Annotated in this window: 22 protein-coding genes and 1 riboswitch; of the genes, 5 read left to right on the forward strand and 17 right to left on the reverse strand. The window is 66.6% G+C overall.

Annotation, left to right across the window (positions count from 1 at the left end):
* Positions 1-32: 32 nt before the first annotated feature.
* Positions 33-509, reverse strand: a complete 477-nt coding sequence (locus BUF17_RS11835; RefSeq protein ID WP_073628840.1) for an SRPBCC family protein — start codon at positions 507-509, stop codon at positions 33-35.
* Positions 510-706: 197 nt separating this feature from the next.
* Here BUF17_RS11835 and BUF17_RS11840 point away from each other — a divergent pair, with 197 nt between their 5' ends.
* Together BUF17_RS11840 and BUF17_RS11845 are read left to right on the forward strand one after the other, a co-directional pair.
* The gene (locus BUF17_RS11840) at positions 707-1,627 is read left to right on the forward strand and encodes a class I SAM-dependent methyltransferase (protein WP_073628842.1); all 921 of its coding nucleotides are present in this window, start codon (positions 707-709) and stop codon (positions 1,625-1,627) included.
* A complete protein-coding gene (locus BUF17_RS11845) occupies positions 1,624-2,520 on the forward strand; it encodes a TrmH family RNA methyltransferase (protein ID WP_084564549.1) in 897 nt (298 codons plus the stop codon). Before BUF17_RS11840 ends, BUF17_RS11845 begins: the two co-directional genes overlap by 4 nt.
* A gap of 18 nt (positions 2,521-2,538) precedes the next feature.
* Here BUF17_RS11845 and BUF17_RS11850 read toward each other — a convergent pair whose 3' ends face one another.
* The 6 genes from BUF17_RS11850 to yajC all read right to left on the reverse strand — a co-directional run bounded on the left by BUF17_RS11850 (position 2,539) and on the right by yajC (position 7,853).
* Positions 2,539-3,084: an RNA pyrophosphohydrolase gene (locus BUF17_RS11850; protein WP_073628844.1), complete on the reverse strand. Its 546-nt coding sequence runs from the start codon at positions 3,082-3,084 to the stop codon at positions 2,539-2,541.
* 121 nt (positions 3,085-3,205) lie between these two features.
* On the reverse strand, positions 3,206-4,045 hold the full coding sequence (locus BUF17_RS11855; protein ID WP_139282522.1) for a phytoene/squalene synthase family protein: 840 nt from the start codon (positions 4,043-4,045) through the stop codon (positions 3,206-3,208).
* 175 nt (positions 4,046-4,220) lie between these two features.
* Positions 4,221-4,613, reverse strand: coding sequence for an Mth938-like domain-containing protein (locus tag BUF17_RS11860; protein WP_073628848.1), 393 nt, complete (start codon positions 4,611-4,613; stop codon positions 4,221-4,223).
* A 52-nt stretch (positions 4,614-4,665) separates the two neighbouring features.
* Positions 4,666-5,610 (reverse strand): protein translocase subunit SecF, encoded by a 945-nt coding sequence (secF, locus tag BUF17_RS11865; protein WP_073628850.1) that lies wholly within the window; start codon positions 5,608-5,610, stop codon positions 4,666-4,668.
* Between the two features lie 130 nt (positions 5,611-5,740).
* Positions 5,741-7,351: a protein translocase subunit SecD gene (gene secD, locus BUF17_RS11870; RefSeq protein WP_073628852.1), complete on the reverse strand. Its 1,611-nt coding sequence runs from the start codon at positions 7,349-7,351 to the stop codon at positions 5,741-5,743.
* A gap of 157 nt (positions 7,352-7,508) precedes the next feature.
* Positions 7,509-7,853, reverse strand: coding sequence for a preprotein translocase subunit YajC (gene yajC / locus BUF17_RS11875; protein ID WP_073628854.1), 345 nt, complete (start codon positions 7,851-7,853; stop codon positions 7,509-7,511).
* Between the two features lie 245 nt (positions 7,854-8,098).
* Between yajC and BUF17_RS11880 the strand changes: the two genes are divergently transcribed.
* Positions 8,099-9,001: an ATP-binding protein gene (locus BUF17_RS11880; RefSeq protein ID WP_084564551.1), complete on the forward strand. Its 903-nt coding sequence runs from the start codon at positions 8,099-8,101 to the stop codon at positions 8,999-9,001.
* A 65-nt stretch (positions 9,002-9,066) separates the two neighbouring features.
* Here the strand turns inward: BUF17_RS11880 and BUF17_RS11885 are convergent, their stop codons facing one another.
* The 7 genes from BUF17_RS11885 to BUF17_RS11915 form a co-directional block, all read right to left on the reverse strand.
* The gene (locus BUF17_RS11885; RefSeq protein ID WP_073628856.1) at positions 9,067-9,945 is read right to left on the reverse strand and encodes an SMP-30/gluconolactonase/LRE family protein; all 879 of its coding nucleotides are present in this window, start codon (positions 9,943-9,945) and stop codon (positions 9,067-9,069) included.
* A gap of 28 nt (positions 9,946-9,973) precedes the next feature.
* The gene (kce, locus tag BUF17_RS11890; RefSeq protein WP_073628858.1) at positions 9,974-10,939 is read right to left on the reverse strand and encodes a 3,5-dioxohexanoate:acetyl-CoA acetone transferase; all 966 of its coding nucleotides are present in this window, start codon (positions 10,937-10,939) and stop codon (positions 9,974-9,976) included.
* 23 nt (positions 10,940-10,962) lie between these two features.
* Positions 10,963-11,922: a 3-hydroxyacyl-CoA dehydrogenase gene (locus tag BUF17_RS11895; protein WP_073628860.1), complete on the reverse strand. Its 960-nt coding sequence runs from the start codon at positions 11,920-11,922 to the stop codon at positions 10,963-10,965.
* Complete coding sequence (locus BUF17_RS11900) at positions 11,922-12,710, reverse strand: SDR family oxidoreductase (protein WP_073628862.1); 789 nt, start codon at positions 12,708-12,710, stop codon at positions 11,922-11,924. Before BUF17_RS11900 ends, BUF17_RS11895 begins: the two co-directional genes overlap by 1 nt.
* A 4-nt stretch (positions 12,711-12,714) precedes the next feature.
* Complete coding sequence (locus BUF17_RS11905) at positions 12,715-14,823, reverse strand: ABC transporter permease (protein WP_073628864.1); 2,109 nt, start codon at positions 14,821-14,823, stop codon at positions 12,715-12,717.
* Positions 14,820-16,382, reverse strand: a complete 1,563-nt coding sequence (locus BUF17_RS11910) for a sugar ABC transporter ATP-binding protein (RefSeq protein WP_073628866.1) — start codon at positions 16,380-16,382, stop codon at positions 14,820-14,822. Before BUF17_RS11910 ends, BUF17_RS11905 begins: the two co-directional genes overlap by 4 nt.
* A gap of 243 nt (positions 16,383-16,625) precedes the next feature.
* Entirely contained in the window at positions 16,626-17,735 is a 1,110-nt protein-coding gene (locus tag BUF17_RS11915) for a sugar ABC transporter substrate-binding protein (RefSeq protein ID WP_073628868.1), read from the reverse strand.
* Positions 17,736-17,866: 131 nt separating this feature from the next.
* On the opposite strand from BUF17_RS11915, the gene BUF17_RS11920 reads away from it, so the two are divergent.
* Positions 17,867-18,601 carry a GntR family transcriptional regulator gene (locus tag BUF17_RS11920; RefSeq protein WP_073628870.1) on the forward strand — a complete coding sequence of 245 codons (735 nt, stop codon included), beginning with the start codon at positions 17,867-17,869 and terminating at the stop codon, positions 18,599-18,601.
* Positions 18,602-18,815: 214 nt separating this feature from the next.
* A complete protein-coding gene (locus BUF17_RS11925) occupies positions 18,816-19,418 on the forward strand; it encodes a HupE/UreJ family protein (protein ID WP_073628872.1) in 603 nt (200 codons plus the stop codon).
* 90 nt (positions 19,419-19,508) lie between these two features.
* Here the strand turns inward: BUF17_RS11925 and BUF17_RS11930 are convergent, their stop codons facing one another.
* The 3 genes from BUF17_RS11930 to BUF17_RS11940 all read right to left on the reverse strand — a co-directional run bounded on the left by BUF17_RS11930 (position 19,509) and on the right by BUF17_RS11940 (position 25,547).
* On the reverse strand, positions 19,509-20,660 hold the full coding sequence (locus BUF17_RS11930; protein ID WP_073628874.1) for a ribonucleotide-diphosphate reductase subunit beta: 1,152 nt from the start codon (positions 20,658-20,660) through the stop codon (positions 19,509-19,511).
* Between the two features lie 23 nt (positions 20,661-20,683).
* Positions 20,684-23,566 (reverse strand): ribonucleoside-diphosphate reductase subunit alpha, encoded by a 2,883-nt coding sequence (locus BUF17_RS11935; protein WP_073628876.1) that lies wholly within the window; start codon positions 23,564-23,566, stop codon positions 20,684-20,686.
* 122 nt (positions 23,567-23,688) lie between these two features.
* Positions 23,689-23,902, reverse strand: a riboswitch (cobalamin riboswitch).
* Positions 23,903-24,047: 145 nt separating this feature from the next.
* Positions 24,048-25,547, reverse strand: coding sequence for an aldehyde dehydrogenase family protein (locus tag BUF17_RS11940; RefSeq protein WP_073628878.1), 1,500 nt, complete (start codon positions 25,545-25,547; stop codon positions 24,048-24,050).
* Between the last annotated feature and the right edge of the window lie 57 nt (positions 25,548-25,604).

A 25,604-nucleotide genomic window follows, 5' to 3' on the forward strand; every position in this document is an offset into this window, starting at 1 on the left:
GGCCGCCGGCACGCGGCCGGCGGCACCGATCGTCAACGGAAGATCGCGAGCAGCACGATCAGCACGGCCACGGCGATGAAGCCCCACGCGATGGGGCCGCCAAGGAAGCCCTTGCCGGCTGCGACCTCGAGGCGTTCCTCCGCCTGTTCCGCAGCCTGCTCGACTTCCTCGACGAGTTCCTCGACCTTCGGCACGTGGGTCGGCGCGATCGGCATCACCTCCTCGAGGGTGCTTTCGCCGCCAAAGCGGACCGCGAACGCATCGAAGAACGCCGCCACGCGGCCGACCGAGACAGCCTCGCCGAGACCGGTATAGCCGAGAATGGTCTCATCCCCATCCTCGACGAGCGCGACCCCGATGCCCGTGCCGTCGGCGAGCGTCAGCGTCAGGGACTGCGGCGGAACCTGGCCGGAGATCGTCACCGGGGCGATCGGAGCGGTCGGATCGGTAAGCGCGTCCCAGACAACCTGGCGCGGCGCGGGAATGCGATACTCCCCGGTCATTTCCATCGGGCGGTCTCCTTCGGGGTGGCAAGGCCGGGGCGGCCGTGCACGGCACTTCCTTCTAAAGGAGATCGCAGGCGGACGGAATCGGGTCTTCACCGGATCTGCCTGATCGGGCATGACGTTGTAGCGCCCGCTTCGGACACTGCGGGTCCGCTGAAAAACGTGGTTTCCCTTTTCCGGATCATGCACTAATTCGAGCCATGTCGTTCGCATCCGCCAGCCCCACTCCCCGTCCCGCCCGGCCCGCCTTCGTGCTCGAAGCCGGCGGGTGGGAGGATTTCGCCCTGATCGATTCCGGCCACGGCCGCAAGCTGGAACGCTACGGCGATATCGTCGTCGACCGGCCGGAGCCGCAGGCGATGTGGACGCCGCGACTCTCCGAAGCCGAGTGGAGCCGCGCGGACGCTGTATTCACCGGCACCGATGAAGACGACGGCCACGGCCGCTGGCGCGCGAACCGAACGCTGCCGGAGGCATGGGAGATGCGTTACGGCCCGGCGCGGTTCATCTGCCGTTTCACGGGCTTCCGCCATGTCGGGGTATTTCCCGAACAGCGCGCACATTGGGACTGGATGACGGACCGGATCCGCAATGCCGGGCGGCCGGTGCGGGTTCTCAACCTGTTCGGCTATACCGGGGTCGCCTCGCTGCTGTGCGCCGACGCGGGCGCGAAGGTCACCCACGTCGATGCGTCCAAGAAGGCGATCGCCTGGGCGCGCGAGAACCAGGTGCTGTCCGGCATGGAATCCCTGCCGATCCGATGGATCCTTGACGATGCGGTGAAGTTCACCGCCCGCGAGGAGCGCCGCGGTTCGACCTATGAGGGCGTCATCCTCGACCCGCCGAAGTTCGGCCGCGGCCCGAAAGGCGAGGTCTGGGAGTTGTTCGACAGCCTGGCCGAGATGCTGCGCCTGGTGCGCGCCGTGATGGCGCAGGAGCCTCTGTTCATCGCCCTCACCGCCTATGCGATCCGCGCCTCGTTCCTGGCGGCCCACCGCCTGGGCGAGGAGGTTTTCGGCGACCTCGGGGGCAAGCTCGAATCGGGCGAACTGGCCCTCGTCGAAGCCGAGACCGGCCGGCTGCTGCCGACCTCGATGTTCACCCGCTGGAGCGCGCGATGAGCCGGGAACCGCCCTACGACGACCGGCGCGGTCGCGCGCCCGCGCCAGACCCGGTGCGCCCGCCGAACGCCGACCTGCAGCGTGCGGGTGCGTTCAAGGCCGTCACGAGCCTCGCCAACCCCACCATCAAGGAGATTCGCGCGCTGCAACTGCGCAAGCACCGCGCGGAGACCGGCCTCTTTCTCGGCGAGGGTGTGAAACTCGCCGCCGATGCGCTGGCGGCCGGCTGGCCGGTGCGCACGCTGGTGGTGGCGTCCGACGCCATAGCGCATCCCTTCGTCGCCAGAACCGCCGCGACCGCGCGCGCCCGCGGCGCGCTCGTCATCGAAGCGAACGAAGCGGTGATGGCGAAGATATCCCGCCGCGACAACCCGCAGACGGTGATCGGCGTGTTCGAGCAGCATATCGGTGGGCTCGAAGCGATCGCAGCGGCCAGGCCCGGCATCTGGATCGCGCTTGAAGCGGTGCGGGACCCCGGCAATCTCGGCACCATCGTCCGCACCGCGGACGCCCTCGGCGCCGCCGGCGTGCTCCTCGTAGGCGAGACCACCGATCCGTTCGGGCTGGAGGCGGTGCGCGCCACCATGGGCTCGTTCTTCCATGTGCCGCTGGCACGCGCGTCCGTCGCGGAATTCCTCGCGTGGCGGAAATCGTACCGGGGCCTCGTCGTCGGCACCCACCTCGCCGGGGCAGTCGACATCCGCTCGGTCGACTATCGCGAGCCGGCGGTGCTGGCGATGGGCAACGAACAGGCCGGCCTCTCACCGGAAATGGCGGCGGCCTGCGACCACCTCGTCAAGATTCCCATGGCGGGTCAGGCGGATTCGCTCAACCTCGCCATTTCGACGGGAATAGCGCTGTTCGAGATGCGGCGCGGCAAGCTTGCGCTCTGAAACCGCGCCGCGCGTGCGTCATGCCGTCGTCAGTGGCCGGAAGATCGCGACGATCTTTTCGTAGACCTCGCGCTTGAACGGCACCACGAGATCCGGCAGCCGCTCGATGTCCTCCCAGCGCCAGGAGGCGAATTCGGGCTTGTGGCCGTCGGGCGGGTTGCGGACGTCGATCTCCGTCTCGTCGCCGTCGAAGCGGAAGGCGAACCATTTCTGGATCTGGCCGCGGTATCGCCCCTTCCAGGCCTTGCCGACGAGTTCCGGCGGCAGATCGTAGCGCAGCCACTCCGGTGCCTCCGCCAGCAGGCTGACGGAGTGGATACCGGTTTCCTCATAGAGCTCGCGCCGGGCGGCCTCCGCCGGGTCTTCCTTGTCATCGATGCCGCCCTGGGGCAACTGCCAGGGCTTCGGCATGCCAGCGGCTTCTTCGCCGCCATGGCGCTCGCCGATGAAAACCCGGCCGCTCGGGGAAAGCAGCACGATACCGACACAGGGGCGATAGGGCAGCTCGACGGGCGTACTCCCCTCAGCCAGCGCCTTGGCCTTCCGGCTCTGCTCTTTGCTCATGCCGAATCCTTCCCGGTTCGTTGCAAGACCCGAATCATTGGCGTCGGGCGGCGGCACTCTGATCGGAACTCATGTCGACAGCACGACCGCCCGGCAAGAGGCGCGGGTCCCCGCTCGGGGATTAAGCCCGACGCCGCGCACGTCTCGCGATCCACCACATGCGCCAGATCCGGGCGAGCGCCGGCGTCTCCGTCTGAGTGTGCAGTGGATCATCCTTGCTGCGCGCAAGGCGTTTCAGCAGCGAGGGAAGGCCGGCGAGCGGCAGGAAGGCCGGCACCACCGCGGAGGGGATGGAGGAGGCGATATCGCCCACACGGGCCAAATGATGCTCGGCATGCCCGCGCATCTCCTTGAGCGCGGCGGCGAGACCCGGAGTCATCCGGCCCGCCCGGATATCGGCGACGTCGGCACCGTGGCGCGCGAGCACGTCGGCGGGCAGAAAGACCTGACCGCGCGACGACGCGAGCGGAAGGGCCTGCAGCATACGGGCGATGGTGAACGCGACGCCGGCATGGCCCGCCCTGGAACCGGTGCCGGGATCGTTGCCGCCTGCGAGCACGATGGCGGCGAGTTGAAACAAGGCCCCGGCCGTCTCACCGGCATAGCCTTCGAGATCCGTGAGGCTCGGCATCGGATCGTCGTAGAGGTCGAAGCCGTGGGCATCGATCAGGGCAATCAACGCCGGCTTCGGCAGATGGTAGCGCGCGATGGCTGCCACGAGCGTGTCGGCGACCGGATGGCCGCTGACGGCGTCCGCATCGATCACGTCGCGCCACCATTGCAGCCGGATTTCGCCTGGCATCGGCTCGCGCACGACTTCGCGCACCCGGGCGATCTCGATTTCGAACGCCGCAAGAGCCGCCAGAGCCGGCTGAGTCTCCGCTGGCGCGAACAGGATCGCCAGATAGCGGTCCTTGTCGTGCTGCCGCACGAGGTCGAGACAATGCGCAGCAGCGTCCATCGGTCTGTCGGCGTCCGTCATATCGGCATCCGAAACGAGAGGCCGGCATGATCCCGGCCGAGCCATTGGCCACATGGAATGACGGAGGTGCGCGGATCGTTCCGTCGCGAGCGCGGCCGGACCAAGCGGTAGAACGGCCGCCCCGCGATGCTGCAGACCTGTCGCGCGCCGCCGCTCAGAACACCGGAAGGAAGCCTGCTGCGACCGGTCGTTCCTCGGCTAGCATGACGTTGTAGGTGCGGACCGCCGCGCCGGTCGACATCGTCTCGACGCGAAGCCCGGCGCCGCGCAGATGCCACGCCAGATCGCCCGGCAGAGGCACCATGCGCTCGCCCGTGCCGAGCAGGAACAGGTCGATGGCGTCGACGGTCTCCAGAACCCTTGTAAACGCCTCCCGGTCGAGGTCGGCGGCCGTCACCGGCGTCCAACCGTGAATACCGCTCGGGAGGGCCAGGATAGCGCCGCGGTGCGACATGCCGGCGAAGCGAAAGCCGCCGTCGCCATAGGCCTCGATCTGCGCCCGGTCGGGATAGTGGGCGTCGCGGATGATGATGCCGCGCGGTGCCATGACGCCCTCCCCCTGCCTCTCCGAATGCCGGCCGTTCGCTCGACGAGCGGGATCAGACCGCGCCGGTTGCGGTCGCCGCGCCTTCCTCGCCGCTCTGCTTGTCGCGGCGCAGCTTGAAGTAGATCAACACCGGCGCTGCGATATAGATCGACGAGAACGTACCGATCACGACGCCGAAGATCATGGCGAACGTGAACGAACGGATCACCTCGCCGCCGAACACGTAGAGCGAGATCAGCGCGATCAATGTCGTGACCGACGTGATCATAGTGCGCCCGAGCGTCTCGTTGATCGAAAGGTCGATCAGATCGGAGATCGACATCTTCTTGTACTTGCGAAGGTTCTCTCGAATTCGATCGTAGACGACGACGGTGTCGTTCAGCGAGTAGCCGACGATCGTCAGGATCGCCGCGATACTCGACAGGTTGAACTCGAACGGGACGATCGTATAGATGCCCAAGGTCAAGATCACGTCGTGGATGGTGGCGATGATCGCCCCGACGGCGAACTGCCATTCGAAACGGAACCACACATAGACCATGATCGCGGCCAGCGTCACCACGAGGCCGACGGTGCCGTTGCGGGCCAGTTCACCGGAGACGCGAGGGCCGACGACCTCGGTGCGGGCGATATGGTAGTCGTCGCCGAGCGCATCACGAACGAGGATCAGCGCGCGCTGCTGCGCCTCGTCACCGCCCTCCTGCCGCGCGACGCGGATCAGGACGTCGTCCGGCTTGCCGAACTCCTGGATCTGCACCTCGCCGAGATTGAGATCGCCCATCGAGGCGCGCAGCGCGGCGAGGTCCGCCGGCTTGCCGTCCTTGGTGGTGATCTCGACGACGGTGCCGCCCTTGAAGTCGATGCCGTAGTTCGGACCGATCGTTAAGAACGCGATGATCGAAGCGAGCGACAGCACCGCCGAGATCGGCAGCATGTAGCGCCACAGGCGCATGAAGCCGATCTTCGTGCCGTCCGGAATGATGCGCAGGAGCTTCATCGGGCAGTTCCTTCTCGATCACGACGCGTGGACTTGCCAGCCCGTCGCGATCCTATTCCCTTCGTGGCGCGGTCTTGCTCGAAAAGCCGGGTTCCGCTTCTCCCGACCGCGCCCTGGACGACCCGCTCCGTCAGACCGAGATGACCGTGGGCCGCCGCCAGCGCACCCAGAACACCACCAGCATCCGGGTGAACGTGACGGCGGTGAACATCGTCGTCAGGATACCGAGCGCATGGGTCACGGCAAAGCCGCGGATCGGCCCCGATCCCAGATAGAACAGCACCACGGCCGAAATGAACATGGTGATGTTCGCATCGAGAATCGTGTTCAGGGCCCGCTTAAAGCCGAGATCAATCGCCATCACGGCGGAACGCCCGGCACGGGCCTCCTCGCGGATGCGTTCGTAGATCAGCACGTTGGCATCGACGGCGGTGCCGACGGTGAGCACGATGCCGGCGATACCGGGCAAGGTCAGGGTCGCGCCGAGCAGCGTGATCAGCGCGAAGATCAGCATCACGTTGACGATCACTGCGATGTTGGCGAGCAGGCCAAGGAAGCCGTAGGTCGCGAACATGTAGATGCAGACCGCCACCGTGCCGATCACCGAGGCGATCTCGCCGGCGCGGATCGAGTCCTCGCCGAGGCCCGGGCCGATGGTGCGCTCCTCGACGATGGTGAGCTTGGCAGGCAGCGCACCGGCACGCAGCAGCACCGCGAGGTCGTTGGCCGTTTCGACGGTGAAGTTGCCGGAGATCTGGCCGGCGCCGCCGAGGATCGGCTCGCGGATCTGCGGCGCCGAGATCACCTCGTCGTCGAGGACGATGGCGAACGGGCGGCCCACATTCTGCTGGGTGATGGTGCCGAACTTGCGCGCGCCGGCCGTCGACAGGCGGAACGACACGACCGGCTCCTGGCTGCGCTGATCGAAGGTGGCCTGCGCGTCGACGAGATCGTCGCCCGTCAGGAGCGGCGCTTCTTCGACAACATAGGGCACCGGCGGATCGTTGACCGAGTAGAGCACGACGGTGCCCGGGGGCGGCCGGCTCTGCACCGCCTGCTGCGCGTTAACCGTGGTGTCGACCAGATGGAAGGTGAGCTGCGCGGTCTGGCCGACGATCGCCTTGAGGCGGTCCGGATCGTCGAGGCCCGGCGCCTCCACGAGAATGCGGTCGGCGCCTTGGCGCTGGATGTTGGGCTCGACGGTACCGAGCTCGTCGACGCGACGGGCGATGACGCCGATCGACTGGTCGACGATGGAACGCACGCGCTGTTCCAGGCCGGCGTTCGTGAAGGCGATCCGCGCCGCGCCGTCGTCGCCGACCGTCACCGAGAACTCGTCGACGGCCGCACCGCCGAGCAGGCCGCCGGAGAGCGGGTTCTTGAGAAGATCGAGCCGCTTGCGCGCCTCGGCGAGCTGGTTGAGATCGCGGATCTTCACCACCACGCCGTTGTCGCGGACCGAAAGATCCGTGAAGCCGATGCGCGGGTCCTCACGCAGTGCGTTGCGCACCTCGCCGGTCAGCGTCTTCAGCCGCTTCTGCACATAGTCGGCGCGGTCGACCTCATAGAGCAGATAGACGCCGCCCTGCAGGTCGAGGCCGAGCACGATCTGGCGTTTCGGCATGAAGGCCGGCCAGTTCGCCACCGTCTCCTTGGAAAAGAAGTTGGGCAACAGGACCACGAGCCCGCCGAGCACGACGGCGAGGATCAGGGTGATCTTCCAGCGCGAGAGATAGAGCATGGTTCGCAGTCTTTAGGGCACCGGAATCGGGAGGTGCGCGGCGGTCTTCGGGCAATCCGATGCTTGGACCAATTCCGGCGCCCAAGCAAGGCGCGCGGCATCGCGCCGGTCGGTTCCCGCGCGATGTCGCAGGCCGGGCAGGCCGCGGCCAAGCCTATCAGGAGGCGTTGTCGTTAACCGGCTCGCCCTTGGCGCGCACGTCCTGGATCGCGGAGCGCAGCACACGCACGCGGATGCCCTCGGACAGTTCGACCTGCACTTCCGCCTCGTCCACGACCTTGACGATCTTGCCGATCAGGCCGCCGCTGGTGACGATGGTGTCGCCGCGCCGCACGTTGGAGATCATCTCCTGGTGCTGCTTCTGGCGCTGGCGCTGCGGACGCAGGATCAGGAAGTACATGATGACGATGATGACGAGGAACGGGGCGAACTGCATCACCATGTCGACCGGGCCCGGGGAAGCGCCGGCGGCCTGCGCGTAGGCGGGAGTAATAAAATTCATAAGGTTCTCGAGCCTTTTCGTTCGCAGCCGGGAAGCGGCCGGTCGATTCTTCGTCGTTCCTGTTCTTCGCCTCTCGCCCGCACGGACCCTTGGGGCGCTGCGACGGTCAAAGAGGCGGCGGGACTATAACGGCGGCGCCCCGCTTTGCAAACCGCACCGCTTCATCCACCCACGCCGTCGTGATAAGACCCAGCGGTTTTTCGTGTTTCGACGCCGAATTCGTCTTCAGATACCGGAGTATCGCCGTGACCGCGCCCGAATACGTCAGCCGCGCCGAGTTTGCCGCCCTCCTCGACCGCTTCGATACGCTGATCGGGCTCGTGGCGCGTGCGGTGCCGCCGACGGTGCGGGTGCCCGATATCACAGCCGCCGACGCGTTCGTCTGGCAGACCGATCCGCCGGCGCTGGAACCCGTGCCCCACGTCAGCCGGGTCGAGATCGGCCTGCTGCACGGCATCGATTCGGCGCGCGACCAGCTCGTCGACAACACCGAGCGCTTCGCCCGCGGCCTGCCGGCCAACAACGTGCTGCTTTGGGGCGCGCGCGGCATGGGCAAGTCTTCTCTGGTCAAGGCCTCCCAGGCCCACGTTAACGAGCGGCTTGCGGCCGAGGGCAAATCCGATCGCCTGAAGCTCGTCGAGATCCATCGCGAGGACGTCGAGAGCCTGCCGTCGCTGATGGCGATCCTGCGCGCCGCGCCGCACCGCTTCGTGGTATTCTGCGACGATCTCTCGTTCGATGCCGGCGACGCCAGCTACAAGTCGCTGAAAGCGGTGCTGGAAGGAGGGCTGGAGGGGCGGCCGGCGAACGTGCTGTTCTACGCCACGTCGAACCGCCGCCACCTGCTGCCGCGCGACATGATGGAGAACGAGCGCTCGACCGCGATCAATCCAGGCGAGGCGGTTGAAGAGAAGGTCTCGCTCTCCGACCGGTTCGGCCTGTGGCTCGGCTTCCACAAGTGCAGCCAGGACGAATATCTGAGCATGGTGCGCGGCTATGCGGGCCGCTACGGCCTCAAGGTCGATGACGACCGGCTCCGCGCCGAGGCGCTGGAGTGGTCGACCACGCGCGGGTCGCGCTCCGGCCGCGTCGCCTGGCAGTTCATTCAGGATCTTGCAGGACGCCTCGGCCAGACGCTCGGAGCCTGAAGGGCGAGCGAGACGCCATGTCCGGCCGGATCACGCATCCGGCCGGCAAGCGTTTCGGTGAAGGCTCACGCGCCGAAGCGCGGCTCCGGCAGGCCCTTCGCGCCGAGATCGTAGATCGCGAACGTGCTGCCCCGCTGAACCGGATCGTCGGGGAACCGCGGCAGCGGCGGCTTGGCCATCGACGTCACATAGAGAATATCGAGGTTGGGACCGCCGAACATCACGCTGGTGATCTTCTTCACCGGCATGTCGATGATGCGGTCGACCGTGCCGTCCGGAGCATAACGGACGATGCGGCCGTCATAGACGAGCGCGTTCCACAGGAAGCCCTCGGCGTCGACCGTCGAGCCGTCCGCGGCACCGCCTTTCGATGTGTCGACTTTGGTGAAGGTGCGCCGGTTGGTCGCCGCACCGGTCGAGATGTCGTAGTCGTAGGCCCAGATTTCGCCGGTCCAGGTATCGGCGAAATAGAACGTCTTGTCGTCAGGGCTGAAGCACGGACCGTTCGAGCAGATGATGCCGGTGTCGATGGTGGTGAGCGTGAAGTCGGGATCGAGCCGGTAGAGCGCGCCGAGCGGCCCCTCCTCTTTCGTGTCCATCGAGCCGGCGAAGAAGCGGCCGCGGCGGTCGACCTTGCCGTCGTTGATCCGCGTGGTCGGCTTGTCTGCCTCCGGGTCGACGATCAGGTCGCAGTCGCCCGACTTGAAATCCAGTGCATGGAAGCCGGTCTGCAGCGAGACGATTGCGCCCTGCCCGTCCTTGCGCAGCGCCATGGAGCCGATCTTGGCCGGCACGTCCCAGGATCGCACCTCTCGCCCATCCACGGTGGTGCGGAAGACCCGGCCGTCGAAGCTGTCGATGAAATAGAGCCGCTCCTGTTCGGCATCCCAGAGCGGGCCTTCGCCGAGGGTCGTCTTCACGTCGATGAGAACTTCGATCCGCATCGTTTCCTCCCTTTGTTATTGTCGTTGGTCAGAAATTCACCTGATCGCCGCCCTTGAGGGACAGGATGGCGCGAGCCTCGTCCGGGGTCGCGACCTGAAGGCCGAGCCCCTCGATCACCTGCCGCGCCATCCGCACCTGGTCGGCGCTGGACGTGGCGAGCTTGCCCTTGCCGGCCCAGAGCGAGTCCTCAAGCCCGACGCGCACATTGCCGCCCATCGCCGCCGACATGGTGGCGATGCGAAGCTGGCTCGCACCGGCGCCTAGCACCGACCAGCGGAACTGGTCGCCGAACAGGCGGTCCGCGGTGCGCTTCATGTGCATCACGTCCTCGGGATGGGTGCCGATACCGCCGAGCAGCCCGAACACGGACTGGACGAAGAAGGGCGGCTTCACGAGGCCGCGGTCGGCGAAGTGCGCGAGATTATAGAGATGAGCGATGTCGTAGCATTCGAACTCGAAGCGGGTGCCGTTGTCGTAGCAGGTCTCAAGAATGTACTCGATGTCCTTGAAGGAATTGCGGAAGACGAGATCCTTCGTGGCTTCGAGATGCGGCTTTTCCCAATCGAATTTGAACCGGTCGTATTTCTGCACGAGATGGTAGAGGCCGAAATTGATCGAGCCCATGTTGAGCGAGGCGACTTCGGGTTTGAAGGTCGCGGCCGGCAGCACGCGCTCCTCGACCTTCATGTAGGGGCTGCCGCCGGTGGTGATGTTGATCACCGCGTTGGTCCCCTGCTTGACCGTCGGCAGGAAGCGGGCGAACGCCTCCGGTGTCTGGTCCGGCTTGCCGTTCTCCGGGTTGCGGGCGTGCAGGTGAAGGATCGCCGCTCCGGCCTCGGCGGCACCAAGCGCATCGGCGGCGATCTGCTCCGGGGTGATCGGCAGGTAGGGCGACATGGTCGGGGTGTGGATGGCGCCGGTGCAGGCGCAGGTGATGATGACCTTGCCGGAAAGGCTCTGGCCGGAAAGGCTCTGGGCGGCGGTGGCGGACATTGGCGTTTCCATGGAACGGGGTTTCAGCGGCCGATATCGCGGTCGGCGCGGCGTTTCTGGGCGACGAGGGCCATCAGCCGGCGATCGCGCCAGCGCTGGCGCTCGGGCAGCGCCTCGGTCGCCACGGCAGCGCGGCGAGAGGGCTCGATCGCGCTCGCGGTGACCGTCCTCCAGTCGACGCGCGTGCACATGCTCTCGAACATGTCCTCGTACATCGGCTGGTAGCGCGCCACGTAGTCGGCGACGCCGCCCGGTGCGTTGAGATCGATGGTCTCGAAGGGCCCCATGAAGCTCCAGCGCAGAGCGAGGCCATCGGCTATGCTGCGGTCGATGTCCTCCGCGCTCGCATAGCCGCCGGCGACGAGGCGGAATGCCTCTTCCATCAGCGCACCCTGCATCCGGTTCATGATGAAGCCGGCGATTTCCTTCTCCATGCGCAGCGGAACCTGTCCGGCAGCGCGCAGGAAAGCGACAGCGCGATCCATCACCTCCGGGGTGGTCCATTGCGACGGCACCACTTCAACCGCCGGCACGAGGTAGGGCGGATTGATGGGGTGGGCGACGATGCCGCGCGCGCGACCTGGGACTGCCTCGAAAATGGCGGAGGGCAGCAGAGCCGAACTCGACGAGGCCAGCACGGCGCTTGGCGGTGCAAGCGCATCGATGCGGGCGAAACTCTCGCGCTTGCCCTCGATGTTCTCCGGCCCGGATTCCTGCACCCAGTCCGCACCATCGAGCGCGTCCGCGAGATCGGCGCACGGGGTCATCGCTGCCAGCAGTTCGTCCGGCGTGCGCCCATTCAGGAGATCATTGCGGGCGAGATCCTCGGCGACTGACCCGACGAAGGCGAGCGCGCCCTCGGCCGCCCCCTTGCCGGGATCCCAGAGCCGCACGGCACAGCCGGCGCGGGCGAACGTGATGGCCCAGGCGCGGCCAACCAGACCGGCGCCGACGATGGCGACCCTTTTCGATCCTTCGCTCATCACAGCGTCTCCACGTTGCCGTCGACATTGAGGGAAAGCGCCGAGAGATTGCGCCCGGCGTCGGACAGCAGGAAGGCGACGGAGGCGGCGACATCCTCCATCGTCACCATGCGTCGCAGCGATACTTTTTCGAGGTAGCGGTGCTCCATCTCCTCGTAGGAGACGCCCACCTGAGCGGCGCGGTCGCGGATGACGCCTTCCATGCGCGGCCCGGCGACGATGCCGGGCAGGATGGCGTTGACGCGGATATTGTGGGGGCCGAGTTCTTTGGCGAGGGACTGGGTGAGGCCGATCACGCCCCACTTCGCGGCAGCGTAGGGCGTGCGGTAGGCATAGCCGTGCCGGCCTGCCGACGACGACATGTTGACCACCGAGCCACCGCCCGCGCGCTTGATATGCGGCACGGCCTGGCGTGCGCAGAGGAACTGGCCGGTGAGGCCAATATCGATGCAGCGCCGCCACGCGGCGGGATCGAGGTCCTCGACCGCGCCCGTCGGACCGGCGATGCCGGCATTGTTGATCAGCGCGTCGAGCCCGCCGAGCGCCTCAAGAGCGGCCGCAAAGAACGCCTCGACGTCGCGTTCGTCGGAGACGTCGGCCTTGACCGCGAGGATGCCCGGCAGTTCGGCGCTGACGGCCTCTAGCGCCGCATCGGCGACGTCGCAAACCGCCAACCGGGCGCCCTGCGCATGCAGGAGGCGGGCGATGGCGAGGCCGATCCCGCCGGCCCCGGCGGTTATGACGACGCGCTGCCCTTGCAGGCCGCCGACGAAGGATGTGGGAGACATTGGCTCAGCTCCTCTTTTCACGCAGCGCGATGACGGCGGCGAGCACGACGCAGCCGAACAGAATGGCGCGGAAGGCATAGGGAAGGGTCGTGCCGGCAAGCAGGGTCTGCAGGGCCGTGAGCAGCAGTGCACCGCCCACCATGCCGAGAAAATGACCGCGCCCGCCGGTGATCAGCCCGCCGCCGACCACGACGACGGCGATGGAGGGAAGCAGGTAGTCGTCGCCCATGCCGAGGCTTGCCTGGCCGGAGAACCCGGTGAGCAGCATGCCGACGAGGGCCGCGCACAGCGCCGACAGGATATAGACGCCGATCACCACCCGGCCGGTGCGGACGCCGGACAGCCGTGCCGCCTCCATGGAGTTGCCGATGGCGTAGACCCGGCGGCCGAACGCCGTGCGCCCGAGCAGGACGGTGCCGATGACCAGGAAGACGGCGAGCAGCACGAGAACGGGCGTCACGCCGGCGAGCTTGCCGGTCATGAGCCACCGCAGCGCCGGCGAGGCGAAGCCGGCGGGCGTGCCGCCGGAATAGAGCAGCGCCACACCCTGCAGGATGCCGTTCGCCGCCAGCGTCACCACGATGGGCGAGAGGCCGAGCGCCACGACGCCGAGGCCGTTGAGGAGACCGATCAGCGCGGCCACCGCGAACACGGCGGGAACCGCGTAGATCAGCGCGGCGTCGGAACCCTGCACGAGACCGGCGAGCAGGATGCCAGACAGGCCGATGGTCCACGGCACCGAGAGATCGAGCCCGCCGGTGAGGATCACCGAGCCCTGGCCGAGCGCCAGAATGACGAGGAAGGTGGAAAGCACGAACAGCGCGTTCCAGAAGCCCCAGTTGAGCAGCGCGTTGCCGAGGACGAACTCGGTCGCGATCAGCACGACGACAAGGCAGGCATAGGCCGGGAGCGCGAAGCGCAGCTCGCGACCGTGGCGTTCCAGGAAGGAGGGCGCAGCGCGCGGCGCACCGGGCTTCGCCGAGGCGAACACGAGACGGCGGTCGCCCGCAGGACGCTGGCTCACGTGGGTGCCCGCCCGGCGCGCGGCGAGAAGGCCACCGAGGCGGCGCAATTGGTCGCTGAGCACCGACTCGCGGCTGAAGGAGCCGACGAGCACCGCAGCGAGCAGGACCCCGCCTTCCGCGATGGTCGCGTAATAGGCGGAGACATTGAGCGCGAGCAGGATGTTGACCACGATCATCAGCACGAAGGCGCCGAAGATGGTGCCGACGAGCCCGCCCTTGCCGCCGCCGAGGCGGGTGCCGCCGATGACGACCGCCGCGAACATCGACAGCAGTAGCGAGTTGCCGACGAGCGGATCACCAGATCCGGTCTGGGCGCTGACGAACACCCCGGCCATGCCGTAGAAGCCGCCCGCGAGCACATAGGTGGTGAAACGCACCCACGGCACGCTCAACCCTACCGCCGTCGCAGCAGCGGGATCGCTGCCGGAGGCATAGAGCGCGACGCCGAACGACGTCTTCTTCAGCCATGTCCAGAACAGGGCGGCGAGGCCGAGAAGCACCAGCGACATCGGCAGAATCGAGGCAATGGCATCGCCCATATAGACCTCGCCGAGCGAGGGCGCGATGAAACCGCCGGGCTGCTCCATCACGAGAAGCGTGGCCCCCTGAACGATGAACATGGTCGAGAGCGTCACCACGATCGGCTGGAGCCGGATGAAGGCGACGAAGAAGCCGTTGAAGGCCCCTACCCCCATGCCGACGCCGATGCCAACGAGCGTCCAGAGCAGCACCGATGCTTCCGGCTGCGCCGGGTTCATCGAGGTGGCGAGCACGGCGTTCACGAGCGAGATCACCGCGCCGGCCGAAAGGTCGAAGCCGCCGGACAGCACGACGAGAGTCTGGCCCATCGCCGCGAGTGCCAGCGGCGTTGCGCCGGAGGCCTGGAACGAAATGTCGAAATAGGACAGCGGCCCGGGGCTCAGCGCATCGACCACCATGAACAGAACTGCGAACACGGCGAGCGCGACAAGGGGCGCGCGGTTGCGGCCGAACCAGCGGCGCGTCGCCGAGGATCGGGCCACAGGTGGCGCCGCGGACATGCTGCGCGACGCCACGGATCCGGCGGGACTGGACAGGCTTGCGCTCATGCGATGGCTCCTTCCCCGGAGCGGACGTCGCCACCGAGAACGGTGGCCATGATGGTGCGCTCGTCGAGGGCGTCAGCCTCCAGCCGCGCGGTGACGCGGCCCTCGTAGAGAACGACGACGCGGTCGCTGAGGTGCACGAGCTCGGGGATTTCCGTGGAATGGAACAGCACCGCACCACCAGCGTCGGCGAAGGCGCGGATCAATTCGTAGAGCTGGTGCTTGGTGCCGACGTCGATCCCGCGCGTCGGATCGAACAGGAGCAGGATGCGGCTCTGGGCGACCAGCCACTTCGCGACTGCGATCTTCTGCTGGTTGCCGCCCGAGAACGCCCCCGCCTCCTTGAAGGCGGCCACGGCGGCGACATCGAGCACGGCGAACACACGGTCGGTCTCCTCGCGCTCGGCGGCGCGGTCGATGAAGCCGAAACCCGGAAGGCCCTTGCGGCGGAAGCGGGAGATCACCGGCAGGCTGGCGTTGGTGGTGCCATCGAGCTTGAGGAACAGGCCCTCGGTCTTGCGGTCCTCCGGCACAAAGCCGATGCGCAGGGAGGGATGCAGCGCATCGGCGGGCGAGGAAAGATGCACCGGCTTGCCGTCGACACGGATCTCGCCCGCCTTCACGGGCACGGCACCGAAGCAGGCGGAGAACAGTTCCTTCTGCCCCATGCCCTGCAGGCCGGCGACGCCGAGGATTTCGCCCGGGCGCAGCGCCAGGTCGACATCGCGCAGTTTGGCGCCGGCGCAAAGGCCCCGCGTCTCGAGCACAGGCGCCGGCCGGTCCGCCTCACCGCCGGCGCGCCGCGGCGGGAACGTCTGGTCGAGGGAGCGGCCGATGATCATCTCCACCACTTCGGCGTCCGAGAAATCGCCGACGCGGCCGGACGCGACGTGGCGGCCGTTGCGCAGGATGGTCATGTCCTCGCAGAAGGCGCGCACCTCGGGCATGCGGTGGGAAATGAACAGCACGGTGACGCCGTGGGCGCGTGCATCGGCGATCAGGTCTCCGAGCCAGTCCACATCGGAGCCGGCGAGCGCCGAGGTCGGCTCGTCGAGCAACAGGATGCGCGGCTTGCGGTAGAGCGCGCGGGCGATCTCGATTTTCTGGCGCTGGGCCAGATCGAGGCGTCCGGCCTCGACGTGGAGATCGACCCTGATGCCGAGCCGCTCGAAATGCGCGGCGACTTCCTCGGCCACCCGCCGGCGACGCAGCGTGCCGATCAGGCTCGCCGGGGCGGCGGGGATCAGCATGTTGTCGAGGACGCTGAGATCGCGGACGAGCGTCAATTCCTGAAAGGCGGTCTGGATGCCGGCGCGGTGGGCATCGCGCGCGGACCTGAGGCGCACCACGCGGCCATCAATGGAGATCGACCCGGCATCGGGTTCGATGAGGCCGGAAAGCAGCTTCATCGTGGTCGACTTGCCGGCGCCGTTCTCGCCGAGCAGCGCGTGGACGGTGCCGGGGCGTACGGCGAAGCTGACCTCGCTCACCGCCTTCGTCGCACCGAACGACTTCGACACGCCAGCTAAGGCGACGGCGGGAGGCGGATGCGACTGGTTCACGACCTTCACTCCGTCTGGAGGATGGAAGCCGGCGAACCGGCACAGGGGAACGGCCGGCGCGCCTGTTCCGGCGGAGCGCGACGCACCGGACCTTTCACGGTCGGGGTCGGTTCAGCGGCGCGGCGCCCGTCCGGCCGAAAGAGAGCGGAGCACTCGTCCGGTCCAAGGGAGATCGTGCCCGGGACCTGAGGCCCGGGCACGGTCCCGCCATCGCAGCGGTCGTGTTCGCGCGTTGAGCCGGACTCAGTTCTCGGGCTGGCCGACCAGCGCCGCGTTGAGACCGACTTCGGGCAGCTGCTCGGAGAAGATCGAGGCGAACCAGCCGGGGTTCGGCACGATAGACGGCTTGAACACGTTGCAGCCGGCCTTCATCTCTTCCCAGCTGCCGGTCTCGCAGAGCTTGACCGTTTCGTTGGTCACGATCGGCAACGGCAGCGTGGTGTGGTGCGGCGCGTCTTTGCCGGCGATCAGCTCTGAAGCGAGCTTCAGCGCGTAGGCGCCCGAATAGGGCGGCGAAGCGTAGGAGATGCGCGGCGCACCCATCGGCTTGTAGGTGCCGTCGGCCCCCTCGACCTCGGTACCCTCCTTCAGCATCTGCACGCGGCCGCCGTTCGAGCCCTCACCGGCGCACGGCTTGAGTTCCGCAGGGGTGGCGCCCGCCTCGATCTGCATGGAGTTGGCGGTGTAGCAGCCGACCTGCATCCACAGACCATCGATGTCCTTCCAGCCGCGGGTCGCGAGCAGCTTGGAGAGCTCGGTGCGGGCGACCGCCTGGCTCCACATGCCGACAGCCTCGCCGACGATCTTGATGTCGGGATGCTTGGAGAACACTTCCTTGGCGGCGGCGGTGCGCGCGGTATCGACCGATGTGCCCGGCACGCCGGTGATGAGCACGACGTTGCCCTTCCCGCCGAGCTTGTCGACGAGCCATTCCGCGGTGCGCCGTCCGGCCTCGGCCTGGTCGATGGTGACGTTATAGGCGCACGGCTCGGTGATCTCGGCATCGTAGGCGACGATCTTCACGCCTTTGGAGCAGGCGTTCTTCACCACCTGATTCAGCGCGGTGGGGGAGATCGGATAGACCACGATCGCCTTCGCCCCGGCCTGCACCATGGCGTTGATCTGCTGGATCTGGCGCTGGGCGTTGGGACCGGCGACCTGCACTTCCAGGTCGATCTTGTCACGCAGCTCCTTCGAAGCGGCCATGGCCTTGACCATGTTGGCGGCCTCGGCCTGCCAGTCGTTGCCGATATAGCTCATGGACAGGAAAACCTTGTCCTTCGCCGCGGCCGGCACAACCGCGCTGGCGAACGCGCACAGCGTCGCCAACCCCAAACGGGCAATCGTCCTCATTGTCGTCCTCCCAGACGCGGCGCCATCTGTCGGGCACCGTCGTTTTGATATTAGATCAAAAATCAAACCGGCCTTCAAGTCCCCCATGCGGTGCGCTATTGTGCGAGCAGGAGTTGCGCCGGGAGCCCTCGATGTCCGACCTTCGCGAACACGTCGTTCCGCTTCACAAACAGACGCTGCAGGAAGGCGTGTTCCGCCGCCTGTACGAACTGATCCTCGAAGGTGGAATCGCGCCGGGCCAGTCAATCACCGTGGCCCATCTGGCGGAGGCGTTCGGGGTCAGCCCGATGCCGGTTCGGGAAGCCCTGACGAAGCTCACCGGCGCGGGGGTGCTGACCGTCGTCTCGGGGCGGACGATCGGCATCCCCAAGCTCACCCGGGCCCGCCTGGACGACCTGCGGCAAGTCCGCCTCGAAGTGGAGACGACAGCCGTCAGATGGGCGACGGAACGGCAGGCACCGACACTGATCGAAACACTCACCCAGGCCTACCAGCGACTGCAGGAGGCGGAGAAGACGGGAGACGCGCGGCACTACATCCGGGCGAACTACGACTTCCACTTCCTGTTCTACCGGAATGCCGGATCGCCGATCCTGCTGACGATCATCGAGAATCTCTGGCTCCAGATCAGCCCCTACTTCCATCTGCTGCGCGAGACCGGAAACTTCCGCATCGCCAATCACCAGCACTCGGAGATGTTCGAGGGATTGCGGACACGCGACCCGGATCGCGCGGCCGCCGCCCTCAGCGCCGACATCAACGGCGCCTACAACGTCCTGATCACGCTTGTCGATGAGGGCGAGGACGGCGATGCCGGCGCCCGCAGGATGCAGGTTCCGGTATTCGGCCGTTCGCCATCGCCCTGATGGCGCAACGACGGAGAAACGTCCTCCCGCAGATCCGTCCCGATGCCGGTGCACCCCAACCCAATTAATGGGATGAATTGGCCTACACCCATCAGGGCACTCAATGGCACCGAAGTTCCTGCCGGCAGGACCCGCCGGTATGATGAACTTTCGTCTTGATCATACCGACCATGCGTAGTCAGATATCACCTTCAACAAGAACAGGGGGTGACCTATGAAACATCGCATCCCGGCGCTGGCAGCCCTGGCGGCTGCCTTTGCCGTCCTGCCCTCGATCGCGTCAGCTCATACCGGCGTCGGCGACACCAGCGGCTTCCTGCACGGCATGGAACATCCGGTGACAGGGCTCGACCACATCCTGGCGATGGTCACGGTCGGCATTCTCGCCTACCAGATCGGCGGTCGCGCCCTGTGGCTGGTTCCTCTCACCTTCGTGGTGGTGATGGCCTTCGGTGGCGCGCTCGGCGTGTTCGGCATCGCCGTTCCGTTCGTGGAACTCGGCATCGCGCTTTCGGTCATCGTGCTCGGGGCGGTCGTTGCCCTCGGCGTCAAGGCGCCGACTGCGGTGGCGATGGCGCTCGTCGGCTTCTTTGCCATCTTCCACGGCCATGCCCACGGCGTCGAAATGCCGGAGAATGCCGGTGGCATCGCCTACGGCCTCGGCTTCATGCTGGCGACGGCGGCGCTCCATATCGCCGGCCTCGGCCTCGGCTACCTGATCGCTCGCTTCGGCGACCGCTACAGCCCCGCTGCCGTGCGCTTCGCCGGCGGCATGGTCGCGGTGGCCGGCGTCGGCCTTCTGACCGGCCTGATCTGAACCGGTTCCGACCCGCCCCGTCGCGAGATCATCGAGGCGCCGTCACGCAAGCGACGGCGCCTCTTTCGTTTCGTGTTCAGCCCGTCGCGCTCAATCCCAGGCGAGCGCTCCGCCGCTCTGATACTCGATGACGCGCGTCTCGAAGAAGTTCTTCTCCTTCTTCAGGTCCATCGCCTCGCTCATCCAGGGGAACGGGTTGCCGGCCTCGGCGAACACCGGCGAAAGGCCGAGCTGGGCGCATCGGCGGTTGGCGATGAAGTGCATATAGTCCTCGCAGGACGCCGCATTGAGACCGAGGAACCCCCTCGGCATGGTATCGCGCCCATAGGCCGCCTCAAGGTCCGCCGCGTCTTTGAGCATGCCGCGGATTTCGTCCTGAAATGTCCTGGTCCAGAGGTGCGGATTCTCCGCCTTGATCTGGTTGATGACGTCGATGCCGAAATTCAGGTGAATCGATTCATCGCGCAGGATGTACTGGTACTGCTCGGCGATGCCGACCATCTTGTTGCGCCGGCCAAGCGACAGGATCTGCGCGAAGCCGGTATAGAACCACATCCCCTCGAAAACGACATAGAACGCCACCAGATCACGCAGGAAGTCCTGGTCGGCGTCCGGCGTTCCTGTCTTGAAGGCCGGATCGTCGAGATGCCGGGTGTAATTCAGCGCCCACGCCGCCTTGTCGGTGATGGAGGGCACCTCCCGGTACATGTTGAACAGTTCGCCCTCGTCGAGGCCCAAGCTTTCGACGATGTACTGGAAGGTGTGGGTGTGCACCGCCTCCTCGAACGCCTGACGCAGCAGATATTGCCGGCACTCGGGGTTGGTCAGGTGGCGATAGATCGCCAGCACGATGTTGTTGGCGACAAGGCTTTCGGACGCGGCGAAGAAGCCGAGATTGCGCTTCACCATGCGCCGTTCGTCCTCGGTCAGGCCGTCTCGCGCCTTCCAGAGCGCGATGTCGGCCTGCATGGAAACCTCCGTCGGCATCCAGTGGTTGTTGCAGCCGGCGAGATATTTCTCCCAGGCCCATTTGTACTTGAGCGGCAGGATCTGGTTCACGTCGGCACGCGCGTTGATCATGCGCTTCTCGTCGACGGTCACGCGGGCGGCGCCGCGTTCGATCACGCCGAGCCCGGTGACCTCGGTGCACGTGTCGGCGGGATATGCGCCTGCGCGACCGAAGGCGGGATGGACTGCACGGCCGGAATTGGGTGCGACGATGGTGTCTGACCAGTCGAGCATGTTGATGTCTCCTCCGTTCGGACTCACTGGCAGGCCTCGCAGGTGGGATCGTCGAGGGCGCAGGCGAGCGCCCTCGCCTCCTCCGGCACCACGATCGGCCCGGCCGATGAGGCGTGAACGCCCGCCGCGACGGCGTTGAGCCGGCCATCGACGCCTTTGAGCGTCGACTTCTCGACGTGCGTCGCCGAACGGGATCTCAGATAGTAGGTCGTCTTCAGGCCGCACCTCCACGCGAGGCGATAGGTCTCGTCGAGCTTCCGGCCGGAGGGATTGGCGACGTAAAGGTTGAGCGACTGCGCCTGGTCGATCCACTTCTGACGGCGCGCGGCGGCCTCGATCAGCCACTGCGGCTCGATCTCGAACGCCGTGGCGTAGAGCGCCTTCAGGTCGTCCGGGATCCGGTCGATGCTCCCCACGCTGCCGTCGTAATACTTGAGGTCGGAGACCATCACCTCGTCCCACAGCCCGCGCGCCTTCAGGTCGCGAACCAGCGCCGCATTCACCACTGTGAAGTCGCCGGACATGTTCGATTTGACGAACAGGTTCTGGTAGGCAGGCTCGATCGACTGGGACACGCCGCAGATATTGGAGATCGTCGCCGTCGGTGCGATCGCCATGCAGTTCGAATTGCGCATGCCGGTCGCGATCACACGCGCTCGCAGGCCCCCCCAGTCGAGGGTGGCTGAGCGGTCGAGATCGAGGCCGCCGCGGGCCTCGGCAAGCCGCTCGAGGCTATCGATCGGCAGGATGCCGCGGGACCATAGCGAGCCCTCGAAGCTCGGATAACGCCCCCGTTCGGCAGCAAGATCGACCGAGCCCGAAATGGCATGGAAGCTGATCGCTTCCATGCTCTCGTCCGCAAATCGCACCGCCTCCTCCGAGGCGTAGGCGATCCGGAGGCGTTGCAGCGCATCCTGAAAACCCATGATGCCGAGGCCCACAGGCCGATGCCGCAGGTTGGAACGCCGCGCCTCGGGGATGGTGTAGAAATTGATGTCGACGACATTGTCGAGCATCCGCATCGCCGTGCGGACCGTCGCCGCGAGCATTTCGCGATCGAGGCCGCCGCCCGAGACGTGGGCGAGCAGGTTGACCGAGCCGAGATTGCACACCGCCACCTCATCGTCGGAGGTGTTGAGCGTGATCTCGGTGCAGAGGTTTGAGGAATGCACCACGCCCGCGTGGCCCTGAGGCGACCGGATATTGCAGGGGTCCTTGAACGTGATCCAGGGGTGGCCGGTCTCGAACAGCATGGTCAGCATCCGCCGCCACAGATCGACTGCGCGCACCTGCCGGAAGACCTTGATCTCGCCCCGTGCCGCCTTCGCCTCGTAGGTTTCGTAGGCCGTCTTGAAGGCCGGGCCGTAGAGGTCGTGCAGATCCGGCACCTCGTCGGGCGAGAACAGGGTCCACACCCCATCCGATTCCACCCGTTCCATGAACAGGTCCGGCACCCAGTTCGCGGTGTTCATGTCGTGGGTGCGACGCCGGTCGTCGCCGGTGTTCTTCCTCAGGTCGAGGAATTCCTCGACGTCGATGTGCCATGTTTCGAGGTAGGCGCAGACGGCGCCCTTGCGCTTGCCACCCTGGTTGACGGCGATGGCAGTGTCGTTCGCCACCTTCAGGAACGGCACGACGCCCTGGCTCTCGCCGTTGGTGCCCTTGATGTGGGCGCCGAGCCCCCGCACCCGCGTCCAGTCGTTGCCGAGCCCGCCGGAATATTTGGCGAGAAGGGCGTTGTCCTTGATCGACTTGAAGATGCCGTCAAGATCGTCCGGCACCGTGGTCAGAAAGCAGGAGGAAAGCTGGGGCCTGAGCGTGCCGGCATTGAAGAGCGTCGGCGTCGAGGCCATGAAGCGGAACGACGACAGGAGATCGTAGAACTCGATCGCGCGGGCCTCGCGGTCGATCTCCCTGAGCGCAAGCCCCATCGCGACGCGCATGAAGAACGCCTGAGGCAGTTCGAAGCGTGTGCCGCCGACATGCAGGAAATACCGGTCATAAAGGGTCTGCAGGCCGAGATAATCGAACTTGAGATCGCGCTCGGGCTTCAGCGCCGCGGCGAGACGGGCGAGATCGAACCGGCCGAGCTCTGGGTCGATCTGTTCCGCAACGATGCCGCGCCGGAGATAGGCGTGAAAATAATCCGCGTAGCGGACGGACATCTCCGCCTGGGTCGCTTGGTCCGGTCGGCCGCTCAGGAACGTGAGCGCTTCGCGCCGCAGGCGGTCGTTTAGGAGCCGGGCACTCGCCGCGGCGTAGTTCGGCTCCGTCTCGATCAGCGTGCGGGCGGCAAGAATCGGGGCGAGCGCGAGTTCATCCTCGCCGATGCCGTCATAGAGGTTGCGGCGGGTTTCGGCGAGAATCGTCACGACGTCGACGCCTTCGAGCCCGTCCGCAGCCTCGCGGACCAGTTCGCCGAGCCGCCCCTCGTCGAGTGGTGAAAGCGTCCCGTCCGCGTTTCTCGTTCGAAGTGCAGGCGCGGCCGTGGCCGAGGCGGCGCGGACAGCTGAGCGCTCCCGCGCGCGTTCCTCGCGGTAGAGCACATAGGCACGGGCGACCTTGTGGTGTCCGCAGCGCATCAGCCCGAGTTCCACCTGATCCTGGATGTCTTCGATATGGAAGGTGCGCCCGGTGCCGGAGCGACGGGTCAGGCTGGCAACGATTTGCGCCGTCAGGTCTTCCACGATGTCGTGGACCCGTCGCGAGGCGGCAGCGGTGTTGCCTTCGACCGCGAGGAAGGCCTTGGTGAGGGCGACGGTGATCTTGGAGGCATCGAACGGCGTCACGGCGCCGTTGCGACGAATGACCTGAAAGGCCGGTTCCGCGCCGTGCGGCCCGGAACTGGCCGGCGTTCTATTCCCGGCCCCGACTTCCGGCCGGATGGTTTCGACGATGAGCGACATCGGCTTCAAACCCCATTCTATGGGGGCAAAGGCCGAGCGGATGCACAAAGACGCGCTGCCGCGGGCGCGTGCCGCGGCGATCGCAATCCAAGCGATCCACCGGGACACCCCGCCCGAGGACGTTGCAACTTCAGGTCACGGCAGGTCTCCTGGCTCGCGGGTCGTCGCTTCCGTCCGGCCTTCCCGAAGCGCACGGGCTTCAGTGACGCAAAATGGACGGTTGGCTCACCGCTTACAGTTGCGGGGGCAGCTCCGGCATCGTCCGCTCTGCGGACCCACCGGATTCCCTCTTAGCCTTCGGACCATGTCCGAAGGACCGTGACGCCTAGATATAGCGTCTAAAACGAAATCAAAATCAACATCTGGAACGCGATATCCACCGGACCCTCTCTCACCGCTGGTTTCCAGGGCGTCGCCATGGATGAAGAGCGTGAGGCAGGGCCGGGCGCCTGTCCTTATCGCAGGCGCCCGGGCCCGCGCGTTATGTCACCCAGTGCTTCCGCTTGCCGATGGCGATGTGGACGGATTTAACCTCCGTGTATTCCTCGACACCCATCCGGCCGCCTTCCCGGCCGATCCCCGATTGCTTGAAGCCGCCAACGGGTTGCCCGGGGCCGCCGGCGATCGTGGTGTTCACCCAGGTCCGTCCGGCCTGGACGCCGCGCATGGCGCGCAGCGCTTTGTCGATGTCCTTCGTCCAGATGCTGGCACCGAGGCCGTAGGGCGAGTCATTTGCGATCTCCAGCGCCTCCCCGGCTGTCGAGAAGGTGATCATGCAAAGCACCGGCCCGAAGATTTCCTCCCGCGCTACCCGCATGTCGTTGCGCACGCCGGTGAGGAGCGTCGGCGCGATGAAGCGCCCGCCCGAGACCGCCACCGTGTTGCCACCGCAGGCGACCGTCGCACCCTCCTCCTCGCCGAGCTTCACGTAGCCGAGGATCTTCTCGCACTGCTGGTCGGAGACGATGGCGCCGAGTTGCGTCTCCGGGTCCAGGCAGTCGCCGATCCTGATCCGCGAGAGCTTGTCGAGCACGAGGGCCTGGAATCTCTCCGCCACCGTCTCCTCGACGATCAGCCGGCTGCCGCTGACGCAGCATTGGCCGGCGTTGAAGCAGAGCCCGAACGCGACGCCGTCGGCCGCGTCGTCGAGATCGGCATCGGCGAACACGATCTGCGGATTCTTGCCGCCGAGTTCGAGGCTCGCCTTCTTGAAATTGCTCGCGCTCGCCTTAAGCACCGCTTCGCCGGTGCGGGTCGATCCGGTGAACGAGATCATGTCGACGTCGCGATGTTCCGCGATGGCCTGCCCGACGACCGGACCCGTGCCCGTCACGACGTTGTAGACGCCGTCTGGCAGCCCGGCCTCCTTCAGCAAGTCGGCGAACATCAGCGTGGTCGCCGAGGTCATCTCGGACGGCTTTACCACGACCGAGTTGCCGGAGGCGAGGATGTAGGGCAGCCGCTCGGCGAGAACGATGAAGGGAAAGTTCCACGGATTGATCAGACCGACGACACCGACCGGCTCGCGGGTGACGACGCCGAACATGTCGTCGCCGTGGGTGTTGAAGGCCTCGCCGCTCAGCGACTGCGCGATCCCGGCGCAATATTCGTAATGACCGGCTGCGTCGGCGATTTCCGCGCGCGACTGCGAGATCGGCTTGCCGGTCTCCAGTGTCTCCCAGAACGCAAGTTCCTCCGCACGCTGGCGAATGATGCGGGCAACGCCGAGCAGCACCGCCGCCCGGTCCGCGCCGCCGATGCCTGCCCAGGAGCGTGCCCTGAAGGCCTTGCGGGCGGCGGCCACCGCCTCGTCGACGTCGGCGCGGGTGCAGAGCGCGACGGACGTGACATCCCGGCCGAATGCCGGGCTTCGCCGGACCATCGTCTCCCGCTCGGCGGCATCGCGCCAGGTGCCGTCGATGAAGAAGCCGAATGCCCTCACCGTCTCCGGAACGGCCGCGAACGCGGTCACATGCTCCATAGGTGTTCTCCTTGAGTGAATCAGATTGCACCGCCGGGCCTCGGCCGGACGCGACCC

Source organism: Pseudoxanthobacter soli DSM 19599 (genome assembly GCF_900148505.1).
Lineage (GTDB): Bacteria > Pseudomonadota > Alphaproteobacteria > Rhizobiales > Segnochrobactraceae > Pseudoxanthobacter > Pseudoxanthobacter soli.